Here is a 14,631-nt window from a genome sequence, read left to right as displayed (position 1 = left end):
ACCCAGGCGCCGTGGCTTGCTCCCGGGCGCTCCTTCCCGAGAGCCGGCGCGACGCCCGAGCCGCGGGTGCGCGGGGAACCCTGCGGGACGTCGGGCCGCGCCGGGCGGCCGGGCCCTTCCGCGGGGAGTGTCCGTGCCCGGTCATGCGCGCCCGCGGCCGCTCCCAGGGCCCGTCCGGTCGGCTCGGACACGGACTGCTCGTCTCCTCGCCGACCAGCGTGCGGCAGTGACCCCGAGAACCCTTGAACGAGTCGCTCCTTATGCCTCCCCAGCCCCTGCGGACGGTGCGGTGAACAGTTCCGAGAGCGGCCGGTCCGAGTCGGCCGCCGCGCGCCGCAGCAGCGTCCGGAGGTCGTCGGCGAGTCGCTCCGCCCGCGCTCGCCCGAACAACTCGGTGGCGTAGACCAACGCGCAGTGCACCGGCCCGTCGCCGCGTGGCTCATGGAAGCTGAGCGTCAGCTCCGCCCTGGTCGAGCCGGTCGGTACCGCCTCCAGCGAGCCCGCTCCGCCTTCGAGTTCCGCGAGTTCCGCCTGCTCATGGTGGACCACCATGACCTGCGGTCCCGCGGGCGACAGGCCGGCCGCCCGGACCACCTCGTCGAACGGCACGTCCTGTCGGTCGAGGGCGCTGAGGGTCGTCTCCCGCACCCGGGTCAGCAGCTCCGCGAAGGTCGGGTCGCCCGCGGTGTCGGTGCGCAGCACGAGGGTGTTGAAGAAGCAGCCGACCAGATCGGCCAGCTGGTCGTCCGTACGGCCGGCGACGATGGTGCCGATCGGCAGGTCGGTGCCCGCGCCGTACCCGGTGAGCAGGGCCGACAGCGCCGAGTGCAGCACCATGAACATGCTCGTGCCGGTCGCCCTCGCGAGCCGGTCCACCTCGGCGTGGAGCTGCTCGTCGAGGACGAACCCGACCTGGTCGCCGCCGTATCCGGTCCGACCGGGGGCGGCGGTCCGCGAGCGGTCCGCCGGTAGCGCCAGTGCGCCCGGCAGGTCCTTGAGGGTGCGTCGCCAGTATGCGAGCTGCCGCCCGCCGGGGGTTTCGGCGTCCGAGAGGTCGCCGAGCGCCTCGAGCGCCCACCGGGTGTAGTCCGGGTACGTCACCGGCAGGGGCTCCCAGACCGGCGCGCGGCCGTGCCTGCGCTCCTCGTAGGCCCTGGTGAGGTCGCGGAAGAGGGGCACCACCGACCATTCGTCGACGGCCAGGTAGTGCATGGTGAGCAGCGCCGCCTGGGTGCCGCCCGGGCTGGTGAGCAGCCGTGCTCGCAGCGGCGCCTCCACGGCCGGGTCGGGGGCCTCGGCGGCGAGTTCGGTGAGCCGGACGTCCAGGTCGGGGCACTCCTCCCGCTCCAGGACCACAGGCTCCGCGGCCCGCTGGTACACGGCTCCGTTCTGCTCGGTGAAGGCGGTCCGCAGCGGCTCGTGCCGTACCACCACGTCACCGAGGGCGGCAGCGAGCGCGTCGGGGTCCAGACCGCCGGGCGCGCGCAGCGCGAGCGCGTGGTCGAAGGCGGCGTGCCGTCGGTAGGCCGACCACTGCCACCGCTGCACGGGGGCGAGGGGCAGCGGAGCGTCCTCCGTGCGCCCGGCCGGCCGCAGCGGCGGCCTGGCGGCGGACGCGCCGTCGAGCTTGGCGGCGAGGCCGGCGACGGTCAGCGCGTCGAAGACGTCGCGGATGCGCAGCTCGACGCCGAACTCGGAGCGGATCCGGCCGAGCAGTCGCATCGAAGCCATGGAGTGGCCGCCGAGTGCGAAGAAGCTGTCGTGCACACCGACCTTGTCCAGCTTGAGGACCTCCCCGAACAACCCGGCCAGACGGGCCTGCGTCTCGGTGGCCGGATGGGCGTCACCGGCCATCGCGGACCAGTCGGGCGCGGGCAGCGCCTTCAGGTCCAACTTGCCGTTGGGGGTCAGTGGCAGCCGCCCGTCGAGCGGCACCACCAGGGCGGGCACCATGTACTCGGGCAGCAGCTCGGACAGGTGCGACCGGATCTCCCGGGGGTCGGCCTCACCGCGCGCGGGGACGACGTAGCCGACCAGTCGGACGATGTCGCCGTCGCGGTCGGGCACGACGGTGGCCTGGCCGACGGCGGGATGGGCGGTGAGCGCGGCCTCGATCTCCCCGAGTTCGATGCGGAAACCCCGGACCTTGACCTGGTTGTCGACCCGGCCGAGGAAGTCCAGGTTGCCGTCCCGGCGCCAGCGGGCGCGGTCTCCGGTGCGGTACATCCGGCTGCCGGGCGGGCCGTACGGGTCGGCGACGAACCGTTCGGAGGTGAGGCCGGACCGGCCGAGGTAGCCGCGGGCCAGTCCCCGGCCGGAGACGTACAGTTCGCCGACCACACCCGGCGGGACCGGGGCGAGGCGGTCGTCCAGCACGTAGCAGACCGTGTTCGGGTCCGGGACGCCGATCGGCACCGGGCCGACCGGTCGGCCGGCCGTCCCCCGGGACGACCACAGCGTGGAGTTGACGGTGGCCTCGGTCAGTCCGTAGGCGCAGATCAGGTGGGCGGTCGCGCCGAACCGCTCGAAGAGGTCCGGAGGCACGGTCTCGGTACCGACCAGGACGGTCGACCGGTCGGGCAGTTCGCACCCCGGGGGCAGGGCCGAGACCAGCGACGGGGGCAGGACCATATGGCTGATCCCGTGGTGGGCCAGGAAGTCGGTGAGCGCCGGTCCGGCGACACGCGCCTCGTCGGAGACGAGGACGAGCCGACCGCCGTGGCACAGCGCCATGGAGAGTTCGAAGGTGAAGACGTCGAAGCCGATCGAAGCGAACTGCAGCACCCGGCTGTCGCTCCGCAGTCCCATCCGGTCGACCGCCGTGGCGACCAGGCTGGAGATGCCCTCGTGCGGGACGACGACGCCCTTCGGCCGGCCGGTGGAGCCCGAGGTGTAGATGACGTAGGCGGCCTGGTCCAGGGCGGCCGGTGGGTCGCAGGGCGCCGAGTCGGGCAGCGCGGCCAGTTCGGAGACGGTCTCCGGGGCGTCGAGGAGGACCACCGGCACACCGGCCGCGTCGGGGATCTTCCCGGCCACCGGCTCGGTTCCGACCACCACCACCGCCCGGGAGTCCTCGATCATGTAGCTGAGCCGGTCGGCGGGGTGGACCAGGTCGAGCGGGAGGAAGGCGGCCCCTAGCTTCAGCGCGGCCAGCACCGTGGCGACCATGTCGATGGAGCGGGGCACGGCCACCCCGACCACGCTCTCGGTACCGACCCCCCGCGCGGCCAGCAGCCTGGCGATCCGGTTGGACCGGGTGTCCAACTGTCCGTAGGTGACCGAGAGTTCCCCCGCCACGATGGCGACCGCGTCGGGCTGGGCGGCTACGAGGCGGCCGAACAGCTCGGGCAGCGTGCCTTCCTCGACCTCGCGGGCGGTGGCGTTGAACGTCTCCAGTACCAGGCGCCGCTCGTCGGGGGCGAGCAGCTCCACGGCGGAGACCGGCTGCTCGGGTGTGGTGGCGACGCTCCGGACGAGGGCCGCCAGCCGCTCGCCGAGCCGCGCGGCGGTCTGCTGGTCGAACAGCTCGGTGGCGAACTCCAGACGGCATCCCAGGGAGCCGGCCTCGCTGTCGGCCGACGTCCGCTCGGTGAAGCTGAAGACGAGGTCGAACTTGGCCGAGCTGATCGGGGACGGCACCCACTCCAGCCCCAGGCCGGCCAGGTCCGGTCCGCTCTCCGTCCGGTGGTGGTAGCCGACCATCACCTGGAACAGCGGGTTGCGGGCGAGCGAGCGGGCCGGGTTCAGCCGCTCCACGACCGACTCGAACGGCACGTCGGCGTGCGAGAACGCGGCCAGGTCGGTGTCGCGGACGCGGGCCAGCAGTTCCCTGAAGGTCGGATCACCGCTGACGTCGGTCCGCAGCACGAGCGTGTTGACGAAGAACCCGACCAGGTCGTCGAGGGCTTCGTCGCCACGACCGGCGATGGGCGAGCCGAGCGGAATGTCCGTACCGGCACCCATGCGGTGGAGCAGAGCGGCCACGGCGGCGTGCACCACCATGAACATGCTGGCGCCGCTCTCCTTGGCCAGCCGCTTCAGTCCCCGATAGGCCACCGGGTCGAAGTCGATGTCGAGTTCCGCGCCGGTGAAGGCCGGCCGGGCCGGGCGGGGCCGGTCGGTCGGCAGGTCCAGCTCCTCCGGCGCGCCGCTCAGCGTCCGCTGCCAGAAGTCCAGTTGGCGGGCGGCGAGACTCCGCGGGTCGGCCGGGTCACCGAGGAGCCGCTGCTGCCACAGCGCGTAGTCGGCGTACTGGACCGGCAGCGGTGCCCACTCCGGTGCCCCACCGGAACGGCGGGCGGTGTAGGCGGAGGCCAGGTCGCGCAGGAACGGCCGGTCCGACCACTCGTCGGTGGTGATGTGGTGCAACAGGATCACCACGAGGTGTTCGTCCGGGGTGAGTTCGACGACGGTCGCGCGGAGCGGCAACTCGGTGGCGAGGTCGAACGTCCGGTTGACGGCCGAATCGATGATGCCGGCCACCGCGCCCTCGTCGGCCCGGAGGAACTCGACCACCGGGCGGGCCAGCTCGGCAGGGAGGACCCGCTGGACGACCCGGCCGTCCCGCTCGGGGAAGACGGTGCGCAGCGCCTCGTGGCGCGCTGTCACATCGGTGAGCGCGGCACGCCACGCCTCCCCGTCGAACGCTCCGTGCACCCGCATCACCAGCGGGAAGTTGTACGCGGCGGAAGTGCGTTCCATCTGCTGGATGACCCACAGCCGCTGCTGGGCGTGGGACAGCGGCAGCTCGGCGGGGCGCTCGGCGGCCGTCAGCGCGGGGCGGGCGGCGCCGCCGGACCGGGCCGCGCGGTCCAGCAGTTCCGCGACGGTCGGCGCTTCGAACAGGTCGCGGATCGCCAGCTCCGCCTGGAGCGCGGTGCGTGCCCGGCTGACCAGCCGGGTGGCCAGCAGCGAGTGCCCTCCGAGGTCGAAGAAGTCGCTGTCGACACCGATCTCGCCCTCGGCCAGGCCCAGCACCTCGGCGAAGAGGCCGCGGAGGGCTTCCTCCTGCGGTGTCCGGGGCGCGCGGAGGCTGCCGGTCCCCGTGAAGTGCGGGGCCGGGAGGGCCTTGACGTCCAGTTTGCCGTTGACCGTCAGCGGCAGCGTCTCCACCGGCACCAGGGCGGCCGGCACCATGTAGTCGGGCAGGTCCGCCTTCAGGTGCGTGCGCAGCCGCTGGAGCAGTGCCTCGCCGGGCTCCGCCCCCTCGTCCGGTACGACATAGCCGACCAGGCGCTTCGTCTCCGGGCCCTCAACGACGACGACCGCGGCGTGCGCGACCTCTGGGTGGGCGGCCAGCGCCGTGGATATCTCGCCCAGTTCGACGCGGTACCCGCGGATCTTGACCTGGTCGTCGGTACGGCCGAGGAAGTCGATCAGGCCGTCCGGGCGCCGGCGGACGAGGTCGCCGGTGCGGTACATCCGCTCGCCGGGAGCGGCGAACGGGTCGGCGACGAACCGCTCCGCCGTCAGACCGGGCCGCTCGTGGTAGCCGCGGGCCAGCCCGGTCCCGGCGATGTACAGCTCACCCGGGCAGCCCGGGGGGACCGAGCGCAGCATCGCGTCCAGGACGTACGCCCGGGTGTTGCGGATCGGCAGGCCGACCGTGGGGGTCGGGCTGTCCGCGGTGGACCCGCCGAGCGTGTTGATCGTGTACTCGGTCGGTCCGTACAGGTTGTAGCCGTAGGTGCCCTCGGTGTGCCGCAGCCGCGACCACACCGCGTCGGACACGGCCTCCCCGCCGAGCAGGACGAGGGCGGGTCGGTGCCCGTCCGCTGCCCCGCCCTGGTCGAGCAGGCCCTCCTCGATCAGCAACTGGGCGTACGTCGGCGTCACGTTGACCACGTCGACGCGATGCCGGTCGCAGTAGGCCACCAGGGCCCCGGCGTCACGGCGCAGCTCCTCGTCGCAGACGTGGACCTCGTGCCCCTCGACGAGCCAGAGCAACTCCTCCCAGGACATGTCGAAAGCGAAGGAGACGGTGTGCGCGATGCGGAGCCTGCGGCCACCGGCTGACGCGATCGCCGGGTCGAAGATCTCCCTCTGGTGGTTGAGCTGCATGTTCGTCAGCCCGCGGTACGGGGTGACGACGCCCTTCGGCCTGCCGGTGGAGCCGGAGGTGTAGATGACGTAGGCCGGGTGCTCCAGCCGGTTCGCCGAACCGTGCGCGAAGGCGGGGCGCTCGGCGTCGGTGACCTCCCCCGCGGGGAGACCGGCGAGTTCGGCGGCGACGGCCGGATCGTCCAGCAGTACCTCGGGCGCCGGGGCGCCGGCCCCGCCGTGCAGCGTCGGGGCGACGGCCGCCGTCGACAGCAGGCACAGTGGCCCGGTGTCCTCGATCATCAGACGCAGCCGGTCGGCCGGGTGGTCGAGGTCCAGCGGCAGATAGGCGGCGCCGGTGCGCAGCACCGCGAAGAGCGCCACGACCGTCTCGATCGACCGCGGCAGCGCCAGGGCCACGACCTTCTCCGGCCCCGCACCGCGTGCCAGCAGCAGCCGGGCCAGCCGGTTGATCTCCGAGTCCAGCTGCGCGTAGGTCAGGGTGCGTTCCCCGAAGACCAGCGCGGCCGCGTCCGGGGTACGGGCCGTCTGCCGGGCCAGCAGGTCGGCGACGGTCTCCTCGCCCTCCGGGCGGCGGGTGTCAGCCCACTCGGCGGTCAGCGCGGCACGTTCCGCGGGCAGCAGCAGGTCGACACCGCCGGTCGGGGCGGCGGTCTCGGCCCCGCAGGCGCTCTCCACCGGGACGGAGAGCGCGTCCGCGAGCCGTGCGAGCACGGTCGTGAAGCGGGTGAGGATCGTGGTCGCGTCCTCGGCGTCGAACAGGTCGGGGCGGGCCGCCAGAGTCACCCGCAGCCGTGTCTCGGGGGTGACGATCAGGGTGAGGGGGAAGTGGGTGCCGTCCACGTTCGACACCTCGACGATGCCGTGCCGCCGTCGGAGCGCGGCTGCCCGGTCCTCGCCGTCGGCCGAGCGGAGGACGAACAGGGTGTCGAACAGCCTGCGGTGGCCGGTCTCCTGGTGCAGCGCCCCCAGGCCCACGTGTTCGTACGGAAGGACGGCCGCGCGCTCGGACTGCATCCGGCGCAGCAGGTCGAGCAGGGACTCGCCCGGCTCGAAGGCGATCCGGACGGGCACGGTGTTGAGGAACATGCCGATGATTCCGGCGACGCCCGGGATCTCCGAGGGCCGTCCGGCCACCGCCGCGCCGAAGGCGACGTCGCCGCGGCCCACCATCGCTGAGAGCACCATGCCCCAGGCGGCGTTGAGCACGGTGTTGAGGGTGAGCCCGTGGCGGCGGGTGAGCGTGCGCAACCGGTCGCTGGCCTCCTGCGACAGCACCGCCCGGAAGTCCACCGGCACCACCGGGTCGCCGTCCCGGCCGGCGGGTGCGACCAGGGTCGGTTCGTCGAAGCCGGAGAGCGCCGTGCCCCAGGCGCTGAGCGCCGCTCCTGTGTCCTGCTCGTCCAGCCAGACCAGGTAGTCGCGGTAGGAGCCGGCGGGCGGGAGCCCGGTGTCGTCACCGGCCTGCTCGTAGAGCGTGAACAGCTCCTCCAGGAAGAGCCAGGCGGACCAGCCGTCCCACAGGATGAGGTGGTGGGTGACGACGAGCCGGTCCCTGCCGCCCGGGAGCCGGATGAGCAGCAGCCGGCAGAGCGGCGGCGCGGAGAGATCGAAGCGCTGCCGGCGGTCGGCCGCCAGCAGCTCGTCGACCCGGACCTGCCGGTCCTCGGCGGGCACCGTGGAGAGATCGACCTCCACGAGCGGGATCTCGGCGCCCTCCACGATGAACTGCACCGGGCCCGGCAGTGCGTCGCTGGTGAACCCGGCCCGCAGACCCGTGTTCCGGTCCAGCAGGGTGCGGGCGGCCGCCCGCAGACGGCCGGCGTCGACGCGGTGGTCGAAGTCCAGGGTCTCCTGGGAGAGGTAGACGTCCAGCGCCCCCACGTCGTAGCTGGCGTGGAAGTACATGCCCTCCTGCAGCGGGGAGAGCGGCCAGATGTCGGCGACCGGCAGTCCGGCCACGGCCCCGACGCGGGCGGTCTCCTCGGGCGAGAGCACCAGCCCGCCCAGCGGTTCGGGTTCCGGTTCGGGCGGATCCTCGGGCGCGCCGGAGGCGGCGGCCAACCGGTCGAGCAGCGTCCGCAGCGCGGGGTCGACCGGAACGTCCGACTGCCGGGCCAGCATCGCCTGGAGCGCGGCGGCGGCCTGACCGGCCTCCGCGGCGGCCACCGTGACCACAGGTCGGTCGGCGGGTGCCTCTGGGCCGCTCTCCGCCTCGGAGGCGGGCACGGGGGGCGGGGCGCTCCCGGCTGCGGCGGCGAGAGCAGCCGGGGTGCGGCCTTCGAAGACCTCGCGGGTGCTGATCGTCAGTCCTCTCTCCCGGGCCCGGGTGGCGACGGTGATGGAGGTGAGGCTGTCACCGCCCAGTACGAAGAAGTCGTCGTCCGCACCGACCCCGGACACCCCGAGGACGGCGGCGAAGATCTCGCAGAAGGCGCGCTCCCGCTCATCGCGCGGCTCGCGTCCGCCGGCCGGGCCGGCGGCGACCGGCGCGGGCAGCGCGGCCTGGTCGAGCTTGCCGTTGGGAGTCAGCGGCAGCTCGTCGAGGACCAGGAGGACGCCGGGCACCATCGTCGCGGGAAGCGCCTCGGCGAGGGCCGAGCGCAGGGCGTCGGCGTCCAGGGCCGCCGCACCGGGGGCGGAGCCACCCGGTGCGGGCACGACGTAGCCGGCGAGGACGTCGTCACGGACGATCACGGCCGCGCCCCCGACGCCCGGCTGGGCCGACAACACGGCTTCGATCTCACCGAGTTCGACGCGGTTGCCCCGCAGCTTGACCTGGCGGTCGGTGCGCCCGAGGTACTCCAGTGCGCCGTCCGCGCGGCGCCGCACCAGGTCCCCGGTGCGGTACATCCGCTCGCCCGGCGCTCCGTACGGATCTGCCACGAACCGTTCGGCGCTCAGGGCGGGCCGGTCGTGGTAGCCCCGGGCCAGTTGGACACCGGCGAGGTACAGCTCCCCGGGGACTCCGTCGGGGACCGGGCGCAGGAAGGCGTCCAGCACATGGAGCCGGGTGTTCCACACCGGTCGACCGATCGGCACCGAGAGTTCGGCGCCGCCCTCGTAGGGGAAGCAGGTCACATCCACCGCCGCCTCGGTGGGACCGTAGAGGTTGTGCAGCGGCACGGGGCCGCGCTCGGAGCGGGACGTCAGCTCCCACCAGCGCCGCGCGGTATCGCCGCTCAGAGCCTCCCCACTGGCGAAGACCCGCCGCAGGCCCGCCGCCCACTCCAGCTCCCCGCCCGCCGCCATGGCCTGGACGAACGCGTTCAGCATCGACGGCACGAAGTGCAGCGTCGTGACGCCAGCGGACCGGATCAGTTCGGCCAGATAGGCGGGGTCCCGGTGGCCGTCCGGTCGGGCGAGGACGACCGTGGCGCCCTCGACGAGCGGCCAGAAGAACTCCCACACCGAGACGTCGAAGCTCGACGGGGTCTTCTGCAGCACCCGGTCGTCGGCTTCCAGGCCGTACTCGCCCTGCATCCAGGCGAGCCGGTTGACGATCGCCCGGTGTGTGACCGCGACCCCCTTGGGGCGGCCGGTGGAACCGGAGGTGTAGATCAGGTACGCGGGATGGTCCGGGGTGGCCGGGACGTCCGCCACGTCCGCCTCCGCCACGCCTTCGCCGACGCCCTCGGATCCGACGAGGAGCCGCTCCAGCCCGCCGACCTCGGGCAGCCGTCCGGCGACCGCCGCGGTGGTGATGACGGTGCGCGCTCCGGAGTCGGCGAGCATGAACGCCGTCCGGTCGGCCGGGTAGTCCGGATCGACGGGGAGGTAGGCGGCGCCCGACTTGAGGACGGCCAGCAGTGCGACCACCAGCTCGGCCGAGCGCGGCACGGCGACCGCGACGAACCGCTCCGGGCCCGCGCCGCGGGCCCGCAGCCGTCGGGCGAGGAGTTCGGCGCGCCGGTCGAGCTCCGCGTAGGAGAGCGTGCCGTCCTCGAAAACCACCGCGGTGGCCCGCGGCGTCCGAGCCACCTGCTCGGCGAAGAGGGAGACCAGGGTGGTCTCCGGTACGGCGCGGGCGGTCGCGTTGTACTCGCCCAGCCGCTCGTGTTCCGGCGCGGTCAGCAGGTCGACCCGGGCGACGGGACGGTCGGGGTTGGCCACCAGCTTCCGCAGCAGGGACTCGAACCGGCTGGCGAGTGCCTTCACCGTCGGCCGGTCGAGCCGGGCGGCGTCGTGCTTGAACCGCAGCGCGAGCCGCTCGCCCGGACGGACGATCAGAGCCAGTGGATAGTGCACGGCGTCGAAGACCTCGACGCCGGTGATCCGCGGGGCGTCCGGCTCCGGCTCGGTGGCCGATCCGCCGCCCGCCGGGTAGTTCTCGAACACCAGCAGGGTGTCGAAGAGATCCCCGCCGCCCGCGACGCGCTGGATCTCGGCGAGCCCGAGGTGCTGGTGCCCGAGGAGAGCGGCGTGCTCGTCCTGCACCCGGAGCAGCAGCTCGGTGAGCGAGTCGTCAGGCCGCGGGGACACCCGAGCGGGAACGGTGTTGATGAACAGGCCCACCGCCGAGTCCAGGCCGTCGACCTCGGTGGTGCGTCCGGACACCGTGGTGCCGAACACCGCGTCCGGGCTGTCCGTCAGCCCGCCCAGCAGCAGACCCCAGAGGCCGTGCAGGACGGTGCTGAGGGTGAGGCCCCGGCTACGGGCGTAGGCCGCCAGGTCCGCGGTGAGCCCCTGGGGGAGGCGGAGGTCGTGGTCCTCCGGGCGGGCCGGTGACGTGCCCTCGCCCGCGGTGTCCGGTGCCAGCAGCCGGGTGGGTCCGGTGAGGCCGGACAGCGCCGTGCGCCATGCCTCGCGTGCCGCCGCGCGGTCGCGGGCGGCCAGCCAGGCGAGGTATCCGCGGGGATCTGCCGCGGGCGGCAGCTCCGCGCCTCGGTAGGCGCTCCGCAGTTCGCGTAGCAGGACCGCCACGGACCAGCCGTCGGCGATGATGTGGTGCAGCGTCAGCAGCAGGCGGCGGCGCTCCCCGTCCCGGATCAGGGTGGCCCGGATCAGCGGTGGCCGTGCGAGGTCGAAGGGCTCGGCCCGGTCGGCCCGGAGCAGCTCGGCCAGTCCGGTCCCGGAGACGTCGGCCTCCCGCCACGGCAGCGCGAGGTCATCGTGCAACCGCTGGACGACCTCTCCACCGGGGAGCTGGCGGAACGACGCGCGCAGCAGCGGATGCCGGTCGAGGAGCGTCTGGAGGGCTCCCCGCAGCCGGTCGGCGTCGACCGGACCGGCGAGTTCGAGGACCTCCTGGACCACGTAGAGGTCGGCGGTCCGCCCGTCGAACTGCGCGTGGAAGAAGAAGCCCTCCTGCAGCGGCGACACCGGTAGCGCGCTGCCGTCCAAGTCGCCGGGGCCGAAAGCGCCGGGGTCTGGAGCGCTGGTGTCCAAGGCTCCAAGGTGGGAAGGCGTCCCGCCCGGGGCCGCCGGGCTCCCTCCGGTGGTCACCGCGCCCGCCGCCGCGGCGAGCGCGGCGACCGTGCGGTGCCGGAAGACATCGCGGGGGGTGAGCGCGAGGCCGACCGCGCGGGCCCGGTTCACCAACTGGATGGCGACGATGCTGTCGCCGCCGAGTTCGAAGAAGCTGTCGTGGACGCCCACCGCCGGCAGGCCGAGGACCTCGCCGAACAGCTCGGCGAGGGCGGACTCCTCCGGGGTCGAGGGTGGGGCGTCAGCGGCCGTCGCCGTCCACTCGGGCTCCGGCAGCGCCCGTGCGTCGAGTTTGCCGTTCGGCGTCAGCGGAAGGGGGCCGTCCAGGAGGACGACGGCCGAGGGCGCCATGTAGTCGGGCAACGCCCCGGCCACCCGGGCGCGGGCCGCCGCCACGGCGACGTCGGGGTCGGTGACGTCGTCGCTGACCAGGTAGGCGACGAGACGCCTGACTCCGCGGTGGTCCTCCCGCACCAGTACGGCGGCTTGGGCGACGCCCGGGCAGGCCATGAACGCGCTCTCGACCTCACCCGGTTCGATCCGGTGGCCGCGGATCTTGAGCTGCCCGTCCGCGCGACCGAGGAACTCCAGGTTGCCGTCGGCGCGCCAGCGGACCCGGTCCCCGGTGCGGTACATCCGTGAGCCCGGCGCGTCGAACGGGTCGGCCACGAACCGCTCCGCCGTCAGCCCCGGCCGGCCGAGGTAGCCGCGGGCCAGGCCGCGCCCGGCGACGTACAGTTCGCCCTCGACGCCGACGCCCACCGGACTCAGCGCCGCGTCGAGCACGTAGCAGCGGGTGTTGGGGTCGGGACGGCCGATGGGCACCGGCCCCCGCCAGGCCGCGTCCGCGGGCCACAGCGTCGAGTTGACCGTCGCCTCGGTCAGACCGTAGGCGACCACGACCCGCAGCCGCCCGGCCCAACGGGCGATCAGTTCGTTCGGCACGGCCTCGGTGCCCACCACCAGCACCGCGCCGTCGGGCAGCTCGCACTCCTGCGGCAGCGCCGCCACCAGGGAGGGCGGAAGGATCATATGGGTGGCCAGGTGCTTCCCGATGTACTCCGTCAACGCGGGTCCGGCCACCCGGCGCTCGGCGGGGACCACGATGACCCGGCCGCCGACGCAGAGCGACATGACAAGATCCCAGACCGCCACGTCGAAGCCGACCGAGGCGAACTGCACGACCCGGCTGTCGGCGTCGATGCCGATCCGGTCGGTGGCCGTGGCGATCAGACTGCCCACGCCGTCGTGGGTGACGACCACGCCCTTGGGCCGGCCCGTGGAACCGGAGGTGTAGATGACGTAGGCAGCCTGGTCCAGGACGACGGGGGTTCCCGGGTCCGAGGCCTCGGCCGCTTCGAGTTCGGCGATCGTCGACGCCTCGTCGAGCAGGAGTCGCGTGACCGCCTCCGCTGGCGGTAGCTCGCCGGCGAGTTCGCGCGTCGTGACGACGGTCCGCGCCCCGGCGTCGGAGAGCATGTAGGCGATGCGTTCGCCCGGGTGGTCCGCGTCCAGTGGCAGATAGGCCGCCCCGGCCTTCACCACCGCGAGCAGCGACAACACCAGCTCGACCGAGCGCGGCACGGCGACGGCGACCACGTCCTCCGGGCGCACGCCCCGGGCGATCAGGAGGTTCGCCAGCCGGTTGGCGGCGGCGTTCAACTCCGCGTACGACAGCTCCCGGTCCTCGCAGACGAGCGCCACGGCGTCCGGCGAGCGGCGCACCTGCCGCTCGAACGCGGCGGGCCAGGAGAGTTCGGGCGCTTCCCGGGGCGAGGAGCCGAACTCCTCCAGCAGCCGGGCACGCTCCGCACCGGTCACCAACCCCAGGTGGGCGAGGGGGCGGTCCATGTCCGCCGCCATCGCGTCCAGGAGCAGGAGGAGACGGTGCTCGTGGTCGGCCAGGGCCCGCGGATCGCAGACCTCGGCGTCCGCGGCGAAGTCGATCCGGAGGCGGTCGCCGGTGGCGGACTCGCTGAGGCCGACGGCCAGATCGCTGACCGGCCCGAGCCACACCGGGTGGATCGCGGCTTCCTCGTCGCCGAAACGCAGGCCCGGGTCCCGGGGCAGGATGTTGACCGTGGGGCCCACCAGCTCCCGCACCCCCTCGACCAGGCCCAGGTCCCGGGCCAAATCCTCGGCGCGGTAGCGCCCATGGGCGACGACCCGCTCGATCTCCCGGTGCACCGCCTCTACGAGATCGGCCGGCGTCATGTCCCCCCGGACGCTGACGCGCAGCGGAAGCACGTTGGAGGCCATGCCGGGAACCTCCTTCGACGCGGCGTCGGAGCGCCCGGTGACCGGCAGGCCGAGCACGAGGTCCTGCTCACCGGTGACCCGGTGGAGATAGCCGGCGACGGCCGCGACCATCAGCCGGGAGAGTCGGACGCCGGCGCCGCGCGCCGCCTCGCGGAGTCGGCCGGTCCGCTCCGGCGACAGTTCCGCCGTTCGCCGCACCCGCCGGGTCATGGGCGCCGGGGAGCGCTCCACCAGGCGGACCGGTTCCGGGCGGTCGGAAAGCCTGTCCAGCCAGAATTCGCGGTCGCTCCGGAAGTTCTCGGACGCGCGGTAGGCGAGGTCGGCGTCGACCAGGCGGCGCAGCGCCCAGTCGGGTGCCTGCGGGGTTTCGCCGGCCGTTTCGCCGGCCGTGTAGAGGTGGCCGGCCCGGCGGGAGAGGAGTACGACGCCCATGGCGTCCAGAACGATGTGGTGGTAACGCTGGTACCACAGAACCCGCCGGTCACCGAGGCGGAGCAGGGCCTGGGCGAACAGCGGGCCGCCGGCCAGCTCAACGCTCCGGCCGCGGTCGGCCTCCATCCACTCCGCGGCCGCCGCGTCCGGATCCGGGGCCTGGCGCAGATCGACCACCGGGACCTCGACGGACGACGGGGCGGGCGTCTGGCGCGCTCCTCCGCCCTCGGGGGCGACGCGCACATGCAGGCACTCGGCCTCCTCGACCGCCTGCCGCACCGCGGCGGCGAGGCGGTCGAGGTCGGTGTCGCCCCGCAGTTCCAGGAAGAACGCGATGTTGTAGGCCGAGCTGTCGGGCTCGATCTGCTGGGCCAGCCAGATGCCGGTTTGAGCACCGGTCACGGGCATTCCGTTCGCGGGTGTCCGGTCGGACTCGGCATCGAACATGGTCGG

General features: G+C 73.7%; 1 protein-coding gene. It reads right to left on the bottom strand.

All coding sequences use genetic code 11. The annotated features are described in order from the left end of the window. Positions 1 to 258: 258 nt before the first annotated feature. Entirely contained in the window at positions 259 to 14,625 is a 14,367-nt protein-coding gene (locus tag BGP73_RS05245) for a non-ribosomal peptide synthetase (protein ID WP_069812290.1), read from the bottom strand. Positions 14,626 to 14,631 lie beyond the last annotated feature (6 nt).

It is taken from the genome of Streptomyces sp. TP-A0874, from assembly GCF_001748085.1.
Classification (GTDB): domain Bacteria; phylum Actinomycetota; class Actinomycetes; order Streptomycetales; family Streptomycetaceae; genus Streptomyces.
Note: the sequence above shows the minus strand (reverse complement) of the source record. Positions and strands in the feature narration are given on the sequence as shown.